The organism is Streptomyces sp. NBC_00457 (assembly GCF_036014015.1).
In the GTDB taxonomy this organism is placed as follows: domain Bacteria; phylum Actinomycetota; class Actinomycetes; order Streptomycetales; family Streptomycetaceae; genus Streptomyces.
Map to the genome: position 1 here is coordinate 8,248,087 of NZ_CP107905.1, position 19,073 is coordinate 8,267,159.

Consider the following 19,073-nt stretch of genomic DNA (forward strand, 5'->3'; position numbering starts at 1 on the left):
GACTCGGTCGAGTCACACGGTTTCGCGTACGGCACGAGCGAGGACGCGCAGGCCCTCGTCGAGCTCTTCGGGGGTGGTGGTGAGGGCGGGCAGCAGTTTGACGACCTCGCTCTCGGGGCCGGACGTCTCGATGAGCAGCCCGAGTTCGAAGGCTCGCTTGGCGATCCGGCCGGCGCGGTCCTTGTCGTGGAACTCCATGCCCCACACCAGTCCGCGGCCCCGGTACTCCTTGACGTCGGCCAGGTTCTCCTCGGTGATGGAGATCAGCGCCTGCTCGATCTGCTCACCCTTGGTCCGGGTCTGCTTCTCCATCGCGGACCCGTCGGCCCAGTACGCCTCCAGGGCCGCGGTGGCCGTGACGAAGGCGGGGTTGTTGCCGCGGAAGGTGCCGTTGTGCTCGCCCGGCTCCCAGATGTCCAGCTCGGGCTTGAACAGGCACAGCGACATCGGCAGCCCGTAGCCGCTGATGGACTTCGACACGGTCACGATGTCGGGCGTGATGCCCGCCTCCTCGAAGGAGAAGAACGCGCCCGTACGTCCGCAGCCCATCTGGATGTCGTCGACGATGAGCAGCATGTCCTGCCGCTCGCACAGCTCGGACAGCGCCCGCAGCCATTCCGGGCGGGCCACGTTGATGCCGCCCTCGCCCTGCACGGTCTCGACGATCACGGCGGCGGGCTTGTTGAGCCCGGAGCCCTGGTCCTCGAGCAGCCGCTCGAACCACAGGAAGTCCTCGACCGTGCCGTCGAAGTAGTTGTCGAACGGCATCGGCGTGCCGTGCACCAGCGGGACGCCCGCGCCGGCCCGCTTGAAGGCGTTGCCGGTCACGGCGAGCGACCCGAGCGACATGCCGTGGAAGGCGTTGGTGAACGACACGATGGCCTCGCGGCCCTTCACCTTCCGCGCCAGCTTCAGCGCGGACTCCACGGCGTTGGTGCCGGTCGGGCCCGGGAACATGACCTTGAACGGCAGGTCACGCGGGCGCAGCACGAGGTCCTGGAAGGTCTGCAGGAAGGTGCGTTTGGCGGTGGTCGACATGTCGAGCCCGTGCGTGACGCCGTCCCGCTCCAGGTAGTCGATCAACGCCCGTTTCAGCACGGGGTTGTTGTGCCCGTAGTTCAGGGATCCGGCGCCGGCGAAGAAGTCCAGGTACTCGTGCCCGTCCTCGTCGTACATACGGCTGCCCTGCGCGCGGTCGAAGACGGTGGGCCAGCCGCGGCAGTAGCTGCGTACCTCGGACTCCAGGGTTTCGAAGACGCTGAGGTCGGGCTGGGTGATGGTCACGACGAATCGCTCCTCGAAGCGTAAGAGTGTGGGGGTGAGGGGGAGGTCAGAGAGACAGGGGCCCGATGCGGTACAGCACTTCGGGATCGTGCGGACCGTCGGGGAAGTGCCCCGCCTCGAACAGGACTTCACGCTCGACGCGCGCACCGTGGCGTTCGGCGTACGAGGTGAAGAGCCGCTCGGACGCGGTGTTGCCCGGCGTGATGGTGGTCTCGATGTCGGTCAGCGGGCGCTCGGCCGCGACGCGCGCGGTGAGCCCGTCCAGCAGCCGGGCGGCGAGCCCCTGTCCCCGGTGCCCGGAGTCGACGGCCACCTGCCACACCAGCAGGGTCCGCGGGCGCTCGGGCCGCACATACCCGGTGACGAAGCCGACGGGCCTTCCGTCGGCGGCGCGCGCCACGGCCGACGTACCGGCGAAGTCACGGCACCACAGCAGATAGCTGTACGAGGAGTTGAGGTCGAGCTTCCCCGAGTCTCTGGCGATCCGCCAGAGCGCGGCGCCGTCCGACACCGCCGGACGGTCGATGTGCAGGTCTGCGTGCAAGTCTGCTTGTGCGGCAGTCATGCGAATTGAATTTACCGAGGGAAAATCCGAATTGCATGGCCGGACGGGGTTACGTGTCGGCGGTTCATGTGTTATCGCGCGGGCGTGAGCGGATGCATGAGAGCGGGCCGTTTGTGGCGATTTGACCTGCATATAACGGGCAAATCGATGGCCATGTGTAACGCGTCACAACCATGCAACCCTCGCGAGATCTGCCCGAAACGCACCCGCTGACGTCCGCGAAATCTCTGTGTTTAGGTCGAGGGAAAGCGGGCAGAAGAATACGGGAAGCTGCTCTCGGCTGAATTCCCGAATTCCAGGCCGGCAATCCTGGAATTCAATGCCGAATTCACGCTCCGGTCACTCCGTCGATCCGCTCCCGCAGCAGGTCCGCATGGCCGTTGTGCCGGGCGTACTCCTCGATCATGTGGATCAGCACCCACCGCAGGCTGACCTCCAGACCGGCCACGGGCTCGTCCACCATCCGCCCGGTCTCGTCGAGCGACCGCCCGGCGATCAGCTCTTCGCTCCGGGCGACCTCCTGCCGCCACACCGTGAGCGCCTCGTCCAGCCCGCGGTCGGGGTCCAGGACATACCCGCTCCGCTCCCCGTATATCGGCGGCACGTCCAGCCCGGCGAACACCCGCTGGAACCAGTTCCGTTCGATCTCGGCGAGATGCTGCACGAGCCCGAGGAGGGTGAGCGAGGACGGCTCGACGGACGCCAGCCGCACCTGAGTGTCGTCAAGACCCGCGCACTTCAGCTGGAGCGTGGCCCGGTGAAAGGCCAACCAGCTCTGGAGCATGGGGAGTTCGTCACCGGTCATGAGAGGGATGGGGCGACCGTCGGGCAGAGTGAGGGGTGTGTTGGAAGCCATGGAGCGAGCATGGCACGGGGCACTGACAACTACACCCAGGCACTCTCGGCCGCCCGCCGGGCGCCGGCCAGATCCACTTTCAGCCCCTTCTCGGCGAGCGCCGCCCCCAGCGCCGCCAGACTCGCCTGGACCGCTCCCCGCGTCGCGTCGGCGCCGTAGTGGTTCACCCGGATCATCTCCTTGGCCAGCGCGCCCCCGCCCGCGGCCAGCGGCAGCGCGGGATCCCACGCCAGCGCCCGCGCCACCAGCTCGGACGCCACCACCCCCGCCGGCGCCCGCAGCGTCGTGGCCACCGGCGCCGCGTCCGCGGCCTCGTACACATACGGCTCCAGCCCGCCGCCCAGCGCCGACGCGCCCGCCCGCGTCGCCGCGGCGGCACACGCGTGCCGGGCCATCACGGTGTCCGGGCCGTCCGCCTCGATCCGCGCCACGCACGCCTCCAGCGCCAGCATCTCCAGCTGGGCCGGGGCATGCGGCAGCGCCCGGCGCCCGCCGTCGATCCACCGCTCCTTCCAGTCGAGCAGCGAGAGATACGACCGGCGCGGCGCCCGGGGATTCGCCGCCATCCGCGCCCACGCCCGCTCGCTCACCGACACCGCCGACACCCCCGCGGGCCCGCCCATCGCCTTCTGCGCCCCGATCACGCACAGGTCCACGCCCCACGCGTCCGGCAGCACCGGCTCGGCCCCCACGGAGGCGACGGCGTCCAGGTAGAAGAGCGCGCCGTGCCGCCGTACGACCTCGCCGATCTCCGCGACGGGGTTGGTGTTGCCGGTCGCGGCCTCGGCGTGCACCAGCGACACGAAGTCGATCTCCGGGTGCTCGGCGAAGGCGTCCCGGATCTGCGCGGCGGTGACCGCCGTGTGGAAGGGCACCGCGAGATCGATCACCGTGGCGCCGCAGTCCCGCAGCCAGTCGCCGAAGGTCTGCCCGTACGGCCCGGTGATCACGTTCAGCGCGGTCGTGCCGGGCCCGGCGGCCGCGCGGATCGCCCCCTCCAGCGGCAGCAGCGCCTCACCCTGCATGATCACCACGTCCTGCCGGGTACCCAGCAGTCGTGCCACGCGGTCCTCCACGGACGCGAAGTGCGCGGCGCTCAGCGGGGCCAGATCGAGGAATGGGTGGGCCATCGCGGTTGCTCACTTCCTTCGTGGAGGTCTACTCCGCCGATCTTAGGCAGAACGACTTCACAGCCATCGGTTTGGTTTGAGTGACTCAAACCTATCCTTATAATCGGAACTCACCGTTCCCTGACAGGAGGCCCACCCTTGAAGACGACCCTCGGGCGCCGCACCCGCATTCTGGCGGCCACCACCGCGACGGCCGGGCTGGTGCTCGTGGTCGGCTGTTCCTCCGACGGCGACGGCGGCGGGGGTACGAAGACCGCGGCCGGCGGCGTCGAAGTCGTCAAGGCGGGCAAGCTCACCACCTGCACGCACCTGCCGTACCCGCCGTTCCAGTCGGAGATCGACGGCAAGGTGCAGGGCTTCGATGTCTCCCTGATCGACCTGGTCGCCAAGGACCTGGGCGTCCAGCAGGACATCGTCGACCAGCCCTTCGAGAACTTCAAGACCGGCGGCTCCCTCAACGCCGGCCAGTGCGACCTGGCCGCGGCCGGCATGACCATCACCGACGAGCGCAAGAAGAACGTCGACTTCTCGGACCCGTACTTCGAGGCCACCCAGGGCGTGCTGGTCGATAAGAAGAGCGGCATCACGTCCTTCGCACAGCTCAAGGGCAAGGATGTCGGCGCCCAGGCGCAGACCACCGGCGAGGACTACGCCAAGAGCAAGGGCCTCGACCCGGTCTCCCTCGAGTCCTCCGACGCCGTCCTCAACGCCCTGCGCACCGGCCAGGTCGAGGCCGTCGTGATCGACTACCCGGTCGTGCAGGGCTGGCTGAAGGACAAGGCCAACGCCGCCGCCTTCGACGTCGCCGAGCAGATCAACACCGGTGAGCAGTACGGCTTCTCGGTGAAGAAGGGCAACACCAAGCTCGTCGACGCCATCAACAAGGCGCTCGCGGACGCCAAGGCGGACGGGACGTACAAGAAGCTGTACGGGCAGTGGATCGGCCCGTACGACGAGGCCGCGGCCTCCCCGTCGGCCTCATGACGGACGTCACCGTACAGCCGAAGAAGAAGGGCCTGACCCGGCGCCAGAAGCGCCGGGTCTCGCGCGGCATCCAGTACACCGTCTTCCTCGCGGCCGTGATCGCCTTCGCGGTCTCGGCCGACTGGGACCGGCTGCAGAACCAGTTCGCGCAGGCGGACATCGCCGAACAGATGTTCCCGGACGTCATCACGCTGGCGCTGAAGAACACCGTGCTCTACACCCTGTCCGGCTTCGTCTTCGGACTGGTCCTCGGCATGGTGATCGCGCTGATGCGGCTGTCGTCCGTCGGCCCGTACCGCTGGCTGGCGAGCGTCTACATCGAGATCTTCCGCGGTCTGCCCGCCCTGCTGATCTTCATCTTCGTCGGCGTGGCCGTGCCGCTCGCCTTCCCGGGCACGGAGATCCCCGGCGGCACCTACGGCAAGGTCGCGCTCGCGCTCGGCCTGGTGTCCGCGGCCTACATGGCGGAGACGATCCGCGCGGGTATCCAGGCGGTGCCCAAGGGGCAGATGGAGGCGGCCCGTTCGCTGGGCTTCTCACCGGCGCGGGCGATGATCTCGATCATCATCCCCCAGGCCTTCCGGATCATCCTGCCGCCGCTGACCAACGAGTTGGTGCTCCTGTTCAAGGACTCCTCCCTCGTGCTGTTCCTCGGCGTCACACTGGAGGAGCGGGAACTGTCCAAGTTCGGCCGCGACCTGGCCAGCCAGACCGCCAACTCCACGCCGATCCTGGTCGCGGGCCTGTGCTACCTGCTCGTCACGATCCCGCTCGGCTTCGTCGTACGCCGCATGGAGGCCAAGGCCCAGGAGGCCGTGAAGTGACCCGTCCAGAGATCCACGTCCGGGGCCTGCACAAGTCCTTCGGCGACAACGAGGTGCTGCGCGGCATCGACCTGGAGATCAACCAGGGCGAGGTCGTGTGCGTGATCGGCCCGTCCGGCTCCGGCAAGTCCACGCTGCTGCGCTGCGTGAACCTGCTCGAACAACCCACCAAGGGCCAGGTCTTCGTCGGCGGTACGGAACTCACCGACCCCGATGTCGACATCGACGCGGTACGCCGCCGTATCGGCATGGTCTTCCAGCAGTTCAACCTCTTCCCGCATCTCTCGGTGACCGAGAACCTCACGCTGCCGCAGCGGCGGGTGCTGGGGCGGGGCAAGGCGGAGGCCGCGAAGGTCGCCGCCGAGAACCTGGAGCGGGTGGGTCTGTCCGAGAAGGCGACGGCGTACCCGTCGTCCCTCTCCGGCGGCCAGCAGCAGCGCGTCGCCATCGCCCGCGCGCTGGCGATGGGCCCCGAGGTGATGCTGTTCGACGAACCCACGTCGGCGCTCGACCCGGAGCTGGTCGGGGACGTCCTGGCCGTCATGCGCATGCTCGCCAACGAGGGCATGACCATGATGGTCGTCACCCACGAGATGACCTTCGCCCGCGAAGTCGCCGACCGCGTCGTCTTCATGGACGGCGGAGTGATCGTCGAGGACGGCACCCCGGACCAGGTCATCACCAATCCGGCCCACGAACGCACCCGCCACTTCCTGTCGCGGCTCCTGGACCCCGCGATGGCCGAAGTCGAGGAGGAGACGTCGGACCAGGTGGGGAAGTCCGAGTAGCGGCTTGATTAGGGTGCCCTGTATGAGCGATCAGGGTGCGGTGCTGCACGTGAAGGGCCGGGTCCTCGTCGGGCCCGACGACGTCCGCGACGAACTCTGGGTGATCGGCGGGAGGATCTCGTACGACCGTCCCGCCGGCGCCCGTGACGTCCGGACCGTCGAGGGCTGGGCCCTGCCCGGCCTGGTCGACGCGCACTGCCATGTCGGCCTGGGCCCGCACGGACCGGTCGACGCGGCCGTCGCCGAGAAACAGGCGCTGACGGACCGGGAGGCCGGGACCCTGCTGATCCGGGACGCCGGCTCGCCCTCGGACACCCGCTGGATCGACGACCGCGAGGACCTGCCGAAGATCATCCGGGCCGGCCGGCACATCGCCCGCACCCGCCGCTACATCCGCAACTTCGCCCACGAGATCGAACCGGACGACCTGGTCGCCTACGTCGCCCAGGAGGCCCGGCGCGGCGACGGCTGGGTCAAGCTGGTCGGCGACTGGATCGACCGCGACCTCGGCGATCTGGCGGCGTGCTGGCCGCGGGAGGCGGTGGCGGCGGCGATCGCGGAGGCCCACCGCCTCGGCGCCCGCGTGACGGCCCACTGCTTCGCCGAGGACTCCCTCCGCGACCTCGTCGAGTCCGGCATCGACTGCATCGAGCACGCGACCGGCCTCACGGACGACCTGATCCCCCTCTTCGCCGAACGCTCCGTCGCCGTCGTCCCCACCCTCGTCAACATCGCCACCTTCCCCCAACTCGCCGCCGGCGGCGAGACCCGCTACCCCCGCTGGTCCGCCCACATGCACCGCCTCCACGAACGCCGCTACGACACCGTCCGCAACGCCTACGACGCCGGCATCCCCGTCTACGTCGGCACGGACGCGGGCGGCTCCCTGGCCCATGGTTTGGTGGCGGGCGAGGTGGCGGAACTGGTCACGGCCGGAATCCCGCCGGTGCAGGCCCTGTCGGCGACGGCGTGGGGGGCGCGGCGGTGGCTGGGCCGGACGGGTCTGGAGGAGGGCGCACCGGCGGACGTCGTCGTGTACCAAGTGGACCCACGCGCCGACGTACGGGTGCTGGCGGACCCGCGCACGGTAGTGCTGAACGGGCGCGTCGTCGGCTAGGGCCGAACGCCGAGTCACGGAAGCCTCTCAGTAACCTGTCCGGAGACAGTACCTCTCTAACTGCTTGCTCGACGCGGAAGTGGACGCCGGAGGGCCGGCGCACTGACCCTTCTGGTTCTTGGTCAACTACCCGGCATCAAAGCGCTGGGCTTGCACAACGGGCATCACTGGCGGTGATGCTGCGTTTGCGTCCAGCCCCAACCGGGCGCGTGCGCTCCGGCGGTGGGGCAGGGGCCGTTGACTCGGCCCCGCGTCGCCACAACTCCCACGCACGAGCGCGGATGTTGCGGGAGCCGTTCCGGTCTGCGTGATCAACGAACCCGCAGCTCCGGCAAACGAATCGGGCCTGCGAGACCCGGTTCGAGCCGTACGGGCGAGGGCGGCTGCAGGGCCAGCCGATGGCATTCGGAATGGCGGATGACTCTGTGAGCTGAGGGCCAGGTGAAGGAAGGAGGAGAAGCCGATTGGCGGGTTGGGGGAGGCGTCGTCCAGTCAGACCCACGTTGCCCGCGTCCAGGTTGCTCGTCAGAGGGGACCGGCGCCGGTGTTCTTGGCCGGGCAGGATCGGTGCGTTCGCTGTTGGGGTGCCAGCCTTCTCGGGGGTCGCTGGCAGGAGCCAAAGAGAAGGATGAGTTCCGGACTTGACGGAGCGTGACGGTCCGGTGCGTCGACTCGTTGAGCATTTTCGCTCGCGCTCCCGGTGCCGAGCGCGACCCGCGGCCAAACGACGGTGATCGGGTGAAGTCGTGGAACACCCGTGCCGAGTGATTCGAAAGCGTTCACGGAAAACGCACGTTGGGGTGAAGTGGCACCGGAATGCCGTCGGTTCACTCTCAGTGCGTAATCCTTGCCGGGTCCCAAGCCTGTCTCTTCTGGGGGTCCCCCACCTTGAACGGCACCAACTTCCGTATGCCCGCACGGCGTTTCGCCACCGTCGCGACGGCCACCGCCCTGGCCGCCGGTCCCGCCGCCCTGGCCGGCGCGGGGCCCGCCCACGCGACCGACGAGGGCCGTGCCAACGCCGTCGTCCTGCGCACCGGGCTCGATGTGTCCCTGCTCAACAAGACCGTGAACGTCCCCCTTACCGTCTCCCTCAACGAGGTGCGGGCGCCCCAGAGCGCCGAGAAGGCCGCGCTCACCGCCAAGTTGAACGGCGTCGAGGGCGGACAGCCGATCCAGGTGCTGCAAGCCGACGCGGCGGCGGCGAAGGCGACCGTCGCCGACGGCACGGCGCAGGCCTCCACCGACCTCGCCCACGCCAAGGTCCATGTCCCCGGCCTGCCGCTGCTGTCGCTCATCGAGCTCGAGGGCGTGACGTCGAAGGCCACCTGCGAGGCCGGCGAGAAGCCGAGCGCCTCCTCCAACCTGCTGGGCGCCGTCACCGTACTGGGCAAGAAGGTCACGGTGTCCACCGGCGGCACGACGGACGTGAAGGTGCCCGGCGTCGGCGAGGTCAGGCTGGATCTGTCGAAGACGGAGACGACGTCCCGTACGGCGGCCGCCACCGCCCTCGAACTCACCGTCTCCGTCAACCCGTTGAAGCTCAACGTGGCCGAAGTGACCGGCACGCTCACCCTCGCCGAGGCGACCTGCGAGGCACCGGCGGCACCCGCCGCGTCCACCGCCCCGAGCGAGGACCCGGCGGCCGACGTGAAGCCCCAAGGCGCCCCGGCCGAGGACGGGTTGGCCGAGACCGGCGGCAACTCGGCGACCCCGTACCTCGCGGCCGGAGCGATCGCCTTGGTCGTGGCGGGCGGCGGTGCGGTGGTGCTGTCACGCCGTCGCCGGAGCTGACCGGCTAGCGGTTTTCATCATGCGGGTGCTCAGGGACCGGCAAGCGCCTGGCGCAGGGCGTGGAGGAAGGAGTCGACCGTGCTGCGGTCCCGTACGGCCAGCCGCAGCCACTCCTCGTCCAGACCCGGGAAAGTGTCTCCGCGCCGCACCGCGAACCCCAGCGCGCGCAGCCGTCGCCGTACGGCGGCCGCGTGCGCCAGGCGTATGAGGACGAAGGGCCCCTCGGCGGGCGCCACGACCCGCAGTCCGTCGAACTCCCTCAGCCCGGCGACCAGATGGGCCCGGTCGGCGGCGATGCGGTGCGCCGCGTGGGCCGCCTCCGCGAGCGCCTGAGGCTCCACGCAGGCCTGTGCCGCGGCCAGCGCGGGTGTGGACACCGGCCAGAGCGGCTGGGCCCGCTCCAGGTCGGCGATGGTCTCCGGGGCGGCGAGCACGTAGCCGATGCGCAGGCCCGCCAGACCCCACGTCTTGGTCAGACTGCGCAGGACGACCAGTCCCGGTACGTCCGTCCGCCCGGCCAGCGCCTCCTGCTCATCCGGCACGGCGTCCATGAACGCCTCGTCGACCACCAACGTCCGTCCGGGACGGACGAGTTCGGCGATCGTGCCGGCCGGATGCAGCACCGAGGTGGGGTTGGTCGGATTGCCGATCACCACCAGGTCGGCCTCCTCCGGTACGGCGGCCGGGTCAAGCCGGAAGTCGTCCTCCGGCCGGAGCAGCACCCGGTCGACGGTGTGGCCGGCGTCCCGCAGCGCGGCCTCTGGTTCCGTGAACTGCGGGTGCACGACGACCGGCTGACGCACCTTCAGCGCCCGCGCCAGCAGCACGAACGCTTCGGCGGCCCCCGCGGTCAGCAGCACCCGGTCCGGGGCGACCCCATGCCGTGCCGCCACCGCCGCCCGCGCGGCCCGCCCGTCCGGGTAGGCCGCGAGGGAGGTCAGTGACTCGGCGATCCGGGCGCGCAGCCACGCCGGGGGAGTGTCGGCGCGGACATTGACCGCAAGGTCCACGAGGGCCGATCCGTCGTCGCGCACCTCGGCGTCACCGTGGTGCCGCAGATCGTGGCCGCCGTCAGTGTGCATGGGCGTGTCCGCCGTGATGGTGGTGACCGTGATGGTGGTGGCCGTCGTCGTCGGGGTGGAAGTGCGGCTGCTGCGGCAGACCCACCTTGTCCTCGAAGCCGGGCAGTGCGATGCGGTAGACGCAGGAGTCGCAGTTCATGCGCAGATCGCCCTTGACGGCCTCCTCGTACCGCTCCATCACCAGATCGAGCAGCTCCGGCTCCGGGCCGATGACCTCGGCCGACCGCACCTCGATCTCGGGGTACGCGGCGGCCCAGCCCTCGGTCTGCTGCTTGACCCGGTCCGGCAGGATGCCGGTGAACAGGAAGTAGGGCAGGACGACGATCCGCCGCGCGCCCAGCTTCACGCACCGCTCGAGCCCGCTCGGCACGTCGGGCGCGGCCAGCGACACGAACGCCGTCTCCACGCCCGCGTATCCGCGCCCCTCCCACAGCAGCCGGGCCGCCTTGTGCACCTCGGCGTTGGCGTCGGGGTCCGTGGACCCCCGCCCGACCAGCAGCACGGTGACGTCCGCCCGGTCCTGGGGCCGGCGCCCGCCCAGGGCCTCGTCCAGCCGCCGCTCCAGCACGTTCAGCAGCGCCGGGTGCGGGCCCAGGGGACGGCCGTAGGTGTACGAGATCCCCGGGTGCCGTTCCTTCTCGCGGGCCAGCGCCGCCGGGATGTCCCCCTTGGCGTGCCCGGCGGACACCAGCATCAGCGGAACGGCGGCGAACCGCTGTACCCCCCGCTCCACCAGCTCGGTCACCGCGTCGCCGAGCGGCGGCGGGGACAGCTCGATGAAGCCGCCCGCGACCGGCAGTTCGGGGTGGCGGAGCCCCAACTCCCGTACGAAGTCGCGGAACGCCTCGGCTCCGGCGTCGTCCCGGGTGCCGTGGCCGGCGATGAGCAGGGCGGGCGGCGCGGTGGTCACTGTTTCTCCTCGGATGGCGAATCGGATGGCGAAGCGGGGTGGTACAGCAGGGCGTTGAGCGCGGCGGCGGCGACCGCCGAACCGCCCTTCTCGGACACGTTGCTGACAGCGGGCAGCCCGCTCTCGCGCAACGCGGCCTTGGACTCGGTCGCGCCGACGAAGCCGACGGGCAGACCGATGACGAGCGCGGGGGAGGCGTCCAGCGTCAGGAGCTCCTCCAGCGCGGTGGGCGCGTTGCCGATGACCCAGAGGGCACCCGGACCGACCTGCTCGTAGGCGAGCCGGATCGCATGGGCCGAACGGGTCAGCCCCGGCCCGGCCTCGGCGTCCTTGAGCCGGCAGACGGTCTCACGCCGGGTGATCCCGGCGGCCACCATCTCGACGTCGACGACGACGGGCGCCCCGGCGTGCAGCGCCGCGTGCGCCTTCTCCAGCTCGCCCTCGTCCATGACGAGATCGGTCGCGTAGTCGAGATCGGCGGCGGAGTGGATGACCCGCTCCACCACCGCCCGGGTCAGCGGCGGGAAGTGCGAGGTGTCCAGGCGGGCGCGCAGCCGCCGGTAGGACTCCTCCTCGATGGGGTGGACCACACGGTTCACTCGGCGCCCTCCTGAGGTGCCTGCCAGCGGTAGCCGCGCGGCGTCACCATGCGGCCCGCGATCTCGCGGGTCGCCGTGTTGCCCACGGTCACGACGGTCATCATGTCGACCGTCGCCGGATCCAGGGCGGCGAGGGTCGTCAGCCGGCCGGACTCGTCCGGCCGTGAGGCGTTGCGTACGACTCCGACCGGTGTCGTCCCCGCCCGGTGCTCGGCGAGGATCGCGAGCGCCTTCGGCAGCTGCCAGTCGCGGCCCCGGCTGCGCGGGTTGTAGAACGTCACGACGATGTCCGCCTCGGCCGCTGCCCGCACCCGCCGCTCGATGATCTCCCAGGGCGTGTGCAGGTCGGACAGGCTGATCGACACATGGTCGTGGCCGAGCGGTGCCCCGAGGATCGCGGCGGCGGCGAGCGCCGCGGTCACGCCGGGTACGCCGACGACGTCGATGTCGTCGGAGGCCTCCGCGAGCGCGGGGGAGGCCATCGCGTACACGCCCGCGTCCCCGCTGCCGATCAGCGCGACGGCCTGCCCGCGCCGGGCTTCGGCGACCGCGGTCCGCGCCCGCTCCTCCTCCGCACCGAGCCCCGACTCCAGCACCCGGGTGCCGGGCCGCAGCAGATCGCGGATCTGGTCGACGTACTGGTCCAGGCCGACGAGCACGGCGGCGCGCTGGAGTTCGGCCTTCGCCCGCGGGGTGAGCAGATCCCGGGCGCCGGGTCCGAGCCCGACCACCGCGAGACGCCCGCGCGCGGGGCGTCGTACGACCGCACACGTGACCATCGCCGACTTCCGCTTCGGCACGAGCAGTTCACCGCCGCCGACGAGGGCCGACGCCTCCGCGACGGAGGGGGTGCCGACGGCGGCGAGCGGCGCGTCGGAGGGGTTGGGCACCTCGACCGCGGCCAGCTCCTCGGCCGAGTACGTCACCAGCGGCACCCCGAGCCGCTCGGCCGCCGCGACGATGCCGGGCTCCTCGGCCTTGGCGTCGACGGTGGCGAGTTCGGCGATGCTACGACCGGACAGCCCCGCCTCCCGCAACGTGCCCTCGATGAGCCCGAGCACCTCGTCGACGGGAGCGTTCCGCGAGGCGCCGACCCCGACGACGAGGGACGGCGGACGCAGCACGACCTCGCGCTCGGCGGGCTCGACCGTGCGATCGGTGACACGGATCGTGTACGCACCCCGCGCTGCCACGGGGAGCGGGGGCAGCGGCCACGGCACCTCGGCGACGAGGGCGACGGGTTCACCGTCCAGCAGGGCGCGGGAGACCGCGGGTACGGCCCCCTCCACCGGAAGCCCGAGCGTGTCGAGGCCCGGCAGCCCGACGGCATCGGTGGCCGTGGTCACCACGGGCCGCGCGCCGAGCAACTCACCGACTTCCAGAGCGAGTTCATTCGCCCCGCCCTCATGCCCGCCGACCAGCGAAACAGCGAACCGCCCGCCCTCGTCGACGCACACCACACCCGGATCGGCCCGCTTGTCCGACAGCAGCGGAGCGACCAGCCGCACCACCGCCCCCGTGGCCAGAAAACACACCAGCTGCTCGCACTCCGCGAACGCGGCCCGTACGGCGTCCCCGACCGGGCCGTCGTACACCCGAGTCCGCTCCGGCCAGGCCGCAGCCAGCCGGTCCCGCGCAGCCGCGCCCGCCGCGGTGGCGGAAATGAGGCCGATCACTGGGCAACTCCCTTGGTTTCGTTGGGCACTTGAGGCGCTTGGGGTACTTGAAGCCTGACGCCCCACAGCAGGAAAACGGGATTGGTCGCCGCGAGCCGGGTCACATCACCCGGCAGTGGCGCCAGCCGGGACGACTGCAGCAGAACGCCGTCGCAGGAGAACCCGGCCGCGGTGAGCGCCTCGCGCACCGCCGGGACCCGGTCAAGGGCGGCCATCGCGACGACCACCGCCCGCCGCGCCCGCCGCGCACACGCGGTGACGATGTCCGGCAGATCGCCCCCGCCCCCACCCACGAACACCGCGTCGGGATCGTCGAGTCCGGACAGCACGCCCGGCGCGCTCCCGTGGAGAACCTGGACGTCCACCCCGTGTGCGGCGGCGTTCGCGCGGATCCGCTCGACGCTGTCCCCGGTCTTCTCGACGGCGACGACGGCGGCCCCGAGCCGCGCGCACTCGACGGCCACGGAACCGGAGCCCGCGCCGACGTCCCAGACCAGATCACCGAGGCGCGGCCCGAGCCGGGCCAGCGCCAGTGCCCGTACCTCGAACTTGGTGATCATCGAGTCGCGGTGCGCGAACTCGCCCTCGTCCAGCGCCCATCGGTCGGGCCCGACCCCGGGCCCGGCGACCGTACGCAGACCGGCTGCCGGCCGCGGGTCCGTCGTGGCTGGTCGAGCGGTTCGGCAGCGCCCCGAAGGGGCGCGGGGAACTGCGCGACCAGCCCCCACCGGCCCGCGGGTGCACGCCGGGAACCGCGCTTCGTCCAGGCACAGCACCACACTCACCGCCGTCCCCCAGTCACGCGCGGCGGCCTCACGCGGCGTCACCCGCTCCACCCGCTCCCGCTCGGGGTCGCCCAGCGCGGACGCGACGACGAGGACGCGCTCACTGTGCAGCAGGGCTGCCCCCAGCTCGGCCGGACCGGCGCCGGGCCCGGTCAGCACCGCGACCTTCGCATGCGCCCGGCACACATTCACCGCCGTCCGCACCTCCCGCCCGTGCGCGCTGACCACCACCGCGTCGTCCCACGTCAGCCCGGCCCGCGCGAAGGCGGCGGCCACGGAGGACACGCCCGGCCGGATGTCGAGCAGCCCGGCACCGAAGCGCTCGGCCAGCACCCGCACGATCCCGAAGAACCCGGGGTCGCCGGAGGCCAGCACGACGACCGGCGCCTGCTTGGCGACGTACGCCTCGATCCGGTCCAGCGCGGGCGCCAGGGGACCGAGCACGACCTGCTCGGCGCCCGACGGCAGCCGTACGGCGTCGAGATGCCGCCGCCCGCCGACCACCAGCTCCGCGGCGCCGAGGATGTCCTCGGGAGGCGGCGCCCCCGTCCCCGTACCGACGACCGTGATCATGTATTCGCCCCTCGCTCGCGCAGCGCCTTGCGGGCCTCGGGGTCGGCCTTGCGGTAGCCGTGGAAATGGCCGGGGTGGTACAGGTGCGAGCGGGTGCCCTGCGCGTCGAGGGCGGGGCCGACCAGGAAGAGGGTGTGCTTCCAGAGCTTGTGCTCCTTGACCGTCTCCTCCAGGGTCGCGATCGTGCAGCGCACGACCAGTTCCTCGGGCCAGGTCGCCTGGTAGGCGACGACGACCGGGGTCGACGTCGGATAGCCGCCCTCCAGCAGCTCCCGTACGAGCTGTCCGCTCCGGGCGGCCGACAGGAAGATCGCCATGGTCGTGCCGTGCTTGGCGAACTCGCGCACCTCTTCCCCGGGCGGCATCGGCGTCTTGCCGCCGCCCAGCCGGGTCAGCACGACGGACTGCGCCACCTCGGGGATCGTCAGCTCCCGCTGGGCGAGCGCGGCGACGGCGGAGAAGGCGGAGACGCCGGGTACGACCTCGGTGGCGATGCCGAGCGCGGCACACCGGTCGAGCTGCTCCTGCGTACCGCCCCAGAGAGCGGGGTCCCCGGAGTGAATACGGGCGACCCGCAGACCATCGGTCCGGGCACGCTCGTACACGGCGACCACGTCCTCCAGGGACATCGTCGCCGAGTCCAGGATCTCCGCGTCCTCGCGCGCATGCTCGAGGACCTCCGCCTGGACCAGGCTCGCCGCCCAGATCACGACGTCGGCCTCGGCGATGGCGCGCGCGGCACGGAACGTCAGCAGATCGGCGGCGCCGGGGCCGGCACCGACGAAGGTCACCTTGCCGGCGGTGGCATCGGCCATGGGAAATCGGTCCTCTCGTACAAGCACAGCGGTCTGACAAGCTGCAAAGCGGTCTTGCGAAGTCGGGCGAAAAGTCAGTGCATACGGGGGTGCCGCACATGCGCGCACGCAGGGTGATCGGATAGCAAAGCCCTATGGCGGTCTTCGTCGCGCTCGGCGCGTTCCTGATGACGCTGGCCGGCGGCTGGACGGCACAGCGTGTGACCGACCGCCGTCATCTGGTCCTGGGCCTGGCCGGCGGCCTGATGCTGGGCGTGGTCGGCCTGGACCTGCTGCCGGAGGCGCTCGACGCGGCGGACGCGGACGTCTTCGGCGTACCGGCGGCCCTGGTGCTCTTCGTGGCGGGTTTCCTCCTCGCCCACCTGGTGCAACGGCTGCTGGCAGCACGCGCGGCGCATGAGCCGAACGGCCGGACGCCCGAGGTGGGCCTGTCGGCGGGGGCCGCGATGGTCGGGCACAGCGCGATGGACGGCATCGCGATCGGCGCCGCGTTCCAGGTCGGTGGGGACATGGGCGTGACGGTCGCGCTCGCCGTGATCGCGCACGACTTCGCGGACGGCTTCAACACGTACACGATCACTCGCCTGTACGGGAACGCCCGCCGCCGGGCGCTCGCCATGCTGGTGGCGGACGCGGCGGCCCCCGTCGCGGGCGCGGCCTCGACGCTCCTGTTCACCATCCCGGAGGAGCTGCTCGGCTACTACCTCGGCCTGTTCGGCGGCGCACTGCTCTACCTCGCCGCGTCCGAGATCCTCCCCGAGGCCCACCACCTGCGCCCCGCCCGCTCGACCCTGCTCTGCACGGTCGCCGGAGCGGCGTTCATCTGGCTGGTGGTAGGCATCTCCGGCTGAACCGTCCGGACCGCGGCCGTTCACAGCTTCCCGCCCCGCCCGCCGTCGCGCCGCGCGGGCGCGATGAGCGTCGACAGATAGGGGAGAGGTTCACCGTCGAGCTCGGCGGCAGGCCGCACGGACTCCTCCGGCAGCCCGAGCGCCGATCCCCATACGGCATCGTCCAGCCGCCCGGTCTCCCGCAGCGCCTCCGCGACCTCCCCGGCCTGCCGCCCGAACTTGTACGCGACGACGGTCCCCGGCCCGGCCAGCGCATCCTTGAGCACGGCGGCCCCCGCGGTCACCGGCACGAGCGTGAGCGGCTCGGTCCCCTCGGTCAGCACGGCCCCGGACCGCGAGGCGAGATCCTGCATGGCGGTGATCCCAGGCACGGTCTCGACTACCGTCCCCGGCACCAACTCGCCGATGGTCTGCGCAAGATAGGTGAACGTGGAGTAGACGTTGGGATCCCCGATGGTGGCAAAGGCAACGGCCCCGTACGTGGTGAGGAGCCGGGCCACCCGCTCCCCGGCAGCGTCCCAGGCGGCCTCGCGCCGCCCCCGATCACTCCGCTCGTTCAGCGCGAAGACGACCCGCACGACTTTCTCTTCGGGAACGTAATGCAAGACGGTGGCCTCGGCCCGCCCCCGCTCCCCGGTATCCATGACCGGCACGACGACGACATCGGCGGCACGCAGAGCATTGACGCCCTTGACGGTCACCAGCTCCGGATCGCCGGGACCCACCCCGACTCCGATCAACCTGCTGCTGCTCATGACGTCCGGCACCTCTCCACGAACCGACGGGCCACACCGGGCTCGGACGCCCAGTGCGTGTGCAGATAACTCGCGTGCACACCCTGTTGTACGAAACCTTCGACCCGCCGCCGAGGAGCAAGCACACCCCATGCGGGAGCGGCCCCCGCCCCCGGCTCGACGACCGTCCGATGAAACTCATGCCCCCGCATCCGCACGCCGGCGTCCGCGATCACACTGTCACTCACGGCAACAGCATCCCGATACCCCAACGTGAGCCGCCCGCTCATCCGGGCCGCCGCATCAAGCACCCCGCACATAGGCAGCCCATCCAACTCCCGGCACAGATAGAGCAGCCCAGCACACTCGGCGGCGACAGGAGCCCCGGCCTCCGCGAGGGCGGCGACAGCTTTGCGCAGGGGTTCGTTGGCGGACAGCTCAGCGGCATACACCTCGGGAAACCCACCCCCGATGACCAACCCACGTGTCCCGTCGGGCAGTTGCTCATCACGGAGGGGATCGAAGGCGACGACTTCAGCACCGGCGGCGGTCAGTAGCTCCGTATGCTCGGCATAGGAGAACGTGAAGGCTGAACCACCGGCAACGGCAACAACCGGCCTGTCTCGCATGGAGCGCCGGTCCGCACAATCCAGCCCGTCCGGCGTTTGAGGCCGGGTGGCGCCATCCCGATCCCCCACCCACCCGCAGGGGGCTGACCCTTGAACACCGTCCGTGTAATCCAGCCCGTCCGGCGGCTCAGGGATTTTCAGCCCCTCCGGCGTTTGAGGAGCGGGGTCCAGGGGCGGAGCCCCGCGGGGGTGCGGGGGCGGAGCCCCGGTGGGGGTCTGGGGGCGAAGCCCCGGCGGGGTGCAGGGGCGGAGCCCCGCGGGGGTCCAGGGGGCGGAGCCCCCTGGCGGGGTCGAAGGGGCGGAGCCCCTGGAGGATGGGACGGGTAGGGGCGGCGGGGGCGAAGAACCCAGCACCTCAGCCGCATCCCAAGCCGCACAAGACAACGCACCCGCGCTCCGCGCAAGCTCCAGCAGCCCCTCGAGATCGCACCCTCGCGCAACCTGCTCCGCCATCGCCGCAACAGCCGCCTCCGCCTCCCCCCGCCGCTCCGCAACCGGAACCAGCCCCAGATGCCGCGACGGCGTATCCACCTGCGGCGCCCGCCTCAACACCCCCAGAACCGGCACCCCCACCGACTCCAACGCCTCCCGCAACAACTCCTCATGCCGATCCGAAGCCACCTTGTTCAGGATCACGCCCCCGACCCGAACCTCCGGATCCCACGACACGAACCCATGCACCAACGCCGCCACGGACCGAGACTGCGACGACGCATCGACAACCAGCACCACCGGCGCCCGCAGCAACTTCGCCACATGAGCGGTCGACGCCAGCTCACCCTCCCCCGCAGCCCCGTCATACAGCCCCATCACCCCCTCGACGACGGCGATGTCACACCCCCGCGCCCCATGCGCGAACAACGGCCCGATCAACTCCGGCCCGCACAGATACGCATCGAGATTCCGCCCCACCCGCCCGGTGGCCAGCGCGTGATACCCGGGATCGATGTAGTCCGGCCCCACCTTGTGCGGAGACACGACAAGCCCCCGCGCGGCGAACGCGGCCATCAACCCCGTGGCCACGGTGGTCTTACCGCTGCCCGACGACGGCGCGGCGACGACCACCCGAGGAACAGA

17 protein-coding genes and 2 pseudogenes are annotated in these 19,073 nt (G+C 71.1%); 6 read left to right on the forward strand and 13 right to left on the reverse strand.

The genetic code is table 11. The features are described from left to right. Positions 1 to 12 precede the first annotated feature (12 nt). The 4 genes from ectB to OG828_RS37705 all read right to left on the reverse strand — a co-directional run bounded on the left by ectB (position 13) and on the right by OG828_RS37705 (position 3,835). Positions 13 to 1,284: a diaminobutyrate--2-oxoglutarate transaminase gene (gene ectB / locus OG828_RS37690; protein WP_328367014.1), complete on the reverse strand. Its 1,272-nt coding sequence runs from the start codon at positions 1,282 to 1,284 to the stop codon at positions 13 to 15. 46 nt (positions 1,285 to 1,330) lie between these two features. Then, positions 1,331 to 1,849 (reverse strand): diaminobutyrate acetyltransferase, encoded by a 519-nt coding sequence (gene ectA, locus OG828_RS37695; RefSeq protein WP_210575645.1) that lies wholly within the window; start codon positions 1,847 to 1,849, stop codon positions 1,331 to 1,333. 328 nt (positions 1,850 to 2,177) lie between these two features. Continuing rightward, on the reverse strand, positions 2,178 to 2,705 hold the full coding sequence (locus tag OG828_RS37700; protein ID WP_328441298.1) for a DinB family protein: 528 nt from the start codon (positions 2,703 to 2,705) through the stop codon (positions 2,178 to 2,180). Positions 2,706 to 2,734: 29 nt separating this feature from the next. Next, positions 2,735 to 3,835, reverse strand: a complete 1,101-nt coding sequence (locus OG828_RS37705; protein ID WP_328503715.1) for a pyridoxal-phosphate-dependent aminotransferase family protein — start codon at positions 3,833 to 3,835, stop codon at positions 2,735 to 2,737. Positions 3,836 to 3,973: 138 nt separating this feature from the next. On the opposite strand from OG828_RS37705, the gene OG828_RS37710 reads away from it, so the two are divergent. Genes OG828_RS37710 through OG828_RS37725 form a run of 4 tightly spaced genes read left to right on the forward strand, consistent with a single transcriptional unit; the run spans position 3,974 to position 7,548 of the window. Further along, positions 3,974 to 4,819 (forward strand): transporter substrate-binding domain-containing protein, encoded by an 846-nt coding sequence (locus tag OG828_RS37710; RefSeq protein WP_328503716.1) that lies wholly within the window; start codon positions 3,974 to 3,976, stop codon positions 4,817 to 4,819. Next, positions 4,816 to 5,643: an amino acid ABC transporter permease gene (locus tag OG828_RS37715; RefSeq protein WP_328367026.1), complete on the forward strand. Its 828-nt coding sequence runs from the start codon at positions 4,816 to 4,818 to the stop codon at positions 5,641 to 5,643. The genes OG828_RS37710 and OG828_RS37715 overlap by 4 nt, the downstream gene beginning before the upstream one ends. After that, positions 5,640 to 6,431 (forward strand): amino acid ABC transporter ATP-binding protein, encoded by a 792-nt coding sequence (locus tag OG828_RS37720; protein ID WP_328503717.1) that lies wholly within the window; start codon positions 5,640 to 5,642, stop codon positions 6,429 to 6,431. Before OG828_RS37715 ends, OG828_RS37720 begins: the two co-directional genes overlap by 4 nt. Before the next feature lie 22 nt (positions 6,432 to 6,453). Next, positions 6,454 to 7,548, forward strand: coding sequence for an amidohydrolase family protein (locus OG828_RS37725; protein ID WP_328503718.1), 1,095 nt, complete (start codon positions 6,454 to 6,456; stop codon positions 7,546 to 7,548). A 136-nt stretch (positions 7,549 to 7,684) separates the two neighbouring features. Here the strand turns inward: OG828_RS37725 and OG828_RS37730 are convergent. Then, a pseudogene (locus OG828_RS37730) lies at positions 7,685 to 7,912 on the reverse strand (zinc ribbon domain-containing protein); the annotation flags it as partial. A gap of 524 nt (positions 7,913 to 8,436) precedes the next feature. Here OG828_RS37730 and OG828_RS37735 point away from each other — a divergent pair. Next, a complete protein-coding gene (locus OG828_RS37735; protein WP_328503719.1) occupies positions 8,437 to 9,342 on the forward strand; it encodes an SCO1860 family LAETG-anchored protein in 906 nt (301 codons plus the stop codon). Positions 9,343 to 9,371: 29 nt separating this feature from the next. On the opposite strand, the gene cobC is transcribed toward OG828_RS37735, so the two are convergent. The 6 genes from cobC to cobM are packed head-to-tail and all read right to left on the reverse strand — an operon-like array spanning position 9,372 to position 15,782. Beyond that, the gene (gene cobC, locus OG828_RS37740) at positions 9,372 to 10,424 is read right to left on the reverse strand and encodes an Rv2231c family pyridoxal phosphate-dependent protein CobC (protein ID WP_328503720.1); all 1,053 of its coding nucleotides are present in this window, start codon (positions 10,422 to 10,424) and stop codon (positions 9,372 to 9,374) included. Next, positions 10,414 to 11,334, reverse strand: coding sequence for a sirohydrochlorin chelatase (locus tag OG828_RS37745; RefSeq protein ID WP_328503721.1), 921 nt, complete (start codon positions 11,332 to 11,334; stop codon positions 10,414 to 10,416). Before OG828_RS37745 ends, cobC begins: the two co-directional genes overlap by 11 nt. Next, positions 11,331 to 11,933, reverse strand: coding sequence for a precorrin-8X methylmutase (locus OG828_RS37750; protein WP_328367043.1), 603 nt, complete (start codon positions 11,931 to 11,933; stop codon positions 11,331 to 11,333). Before OG828_RS37750 ends, OG828_RS37745 begins: the two co-directional genes overlap by 4 nt. Beyond that, the gene (gene cobJ, locus OG828_RS37755) at positions 11,930 to 13,609 is read right to left on the reverse strand and encodes a precorrin-3B C(17)-methyltransferase (RefSeq protein ID WP_328503722.1); all 1,680 of its coding nucleotides are present in this window, start codon (positions 13,607 to 13,609) and stop codon (positions 11,930 to 11,932) included. The genes OG828_RS37750 and cobJ overlap by 4 nt, the downstream gene beginning before the upstream one ends. Continuing rightward, complete coding sequence (gene cbiE, locus OG828_RS37760; RefSeq protein WP_328503723.1) at positions 13,606 to 14,967, reverse strand: precorrin-6y C5,15-methyltransferase (decarboxylating) subunit CbiE; 1,362 nt, start codon at positions 14,965 to 14,967, stop codon at positions 13,606 to 13,608. Before cbiE ends, cobJ begins: the two co-directional genes overlap by 4 nt. Next, positions 14,964 to 15,782: a precorrin-4 C(11)-methyltransferase gene (gene cobM / locus OG828_RS37765; protein WP_328503724.1), complete on the reverse strand. Its 819-nt coding sequence runs from the start codon at positions 15,780 to 15,782 to the stop codon at positions 14,964 to 14,966. The genes cbiE and cobM overlap by 4 nt, the downstream gene beginning before the upstream one ends. A gap of 134 nt (positions 15,783 to 15,916) precedes the next feature. Between cobM and OG828_RS37770 the strand changes: the two genes are divergently transcribed. Beyond that, entirely contained in the window at positions 15,917 to 16,633 is a 717-nt protein-coding gene (locus OG828_RS37770) for a ZIP family metal transporter (protein WP_328503725.1), read from the forward strand. A gap of 20 nt (positions 16,634 to 16,653) precedes the next feature. Here the strand turns inward: OG828_RS37770 and cobI are convergent, their stop codons facing one another. Both cobI and OG828_RS37780 read right to left on the reverse strand, forming a co-directional pair. Then, positions 16,654 to 17,400: a precorrin-2 C(20)-methyltransferase gene (gene cobI, locus OG828_RS37775; protein WP_328367056.1), complete on the reverse strand. Its 747-nt coding sequence runs from the start codon at positions 17,398 to 17,400 to the stop codon at positions 16,654 to 16,656. After that, a pseudogene (locus OG828_RS37780) lies at positions 17,385 to 19,073 on the reverse strand (cobyrinate a,c-diamide synthase); the annotation flags it as partial. The gene cobI and the pseudogene OG828_RS37780, both read right to left, overlap by 16 nt.

What these genes read in the sequence shown, in the direction of transcription:
- ectA (WP_210575645.1), bottom strand. Translation starts at nt 1,849, where the DNA reads ATGACTGCCGCACAAGCAGACTTGCACGCAGACCTGCACATCGACCGT.
- OG828_RS37700 (WP_328441298.1), bottom strand. Translation starts at nt 2,705, where the DNA reads ATGGCTTCCAACACACCCCTCACTCTGCCCGACGGTCGCCCCATCCCT.
- OG828_RS37705 (WP_328503715.1), bottom strand. Translation starts at nt 3,835, where the DNA reads ATGGCCCACCCATTCCTCGATCTGGCCCCGCTGAGCGCCGCGCACTTC.
- OG828_RS37715 (WP_328367026.1), top strand. Translation starts at nt 4,816, where the DNA reads ATGACGGACGTCACCGTACAGCCGAAGAAGAAGGGCCTGACCCGGCGC.
- OG828_RS37725 (WP_328503718.1), top strand. Translation starts at nt 6,454, where the DNA reads ATGAGCGATCAGGGTGCGGTGCTGCACGTGAAGGGCCGGGTCCTCGTC.
- cobC (WP_328503720.1), bottom strand. Translation starts at nt 10,424, where the DNA reads ATGCACACTGACGGCGGCCACGATCTGCGGCACCACGGTGACGCCGAG.
- cbiE (WP_328503723.1), bottom strand. Translation starts at nt 14,967, where the DNA reads ATGATCACGGTCGTCGGTACGGGGACGGGGGCGCCGCCTCCCGAGGAC.
- cobM (WP_328503724.1), bottom strand. Translation starts at nt 15,782, where the DNA reads ATGGCCGATGCCACCGCCGGCAAGGTGACCTTCGTCGGTGCCGGCCCC.
- OG828_RS37770 (WP_328503725.1), top strand. Translation starts at nt 15,917, where the DNA reads ATGGCGGTCTTCGTCGCGCTCGGCGCGTTCCTGATGACGCTGGCCGGC.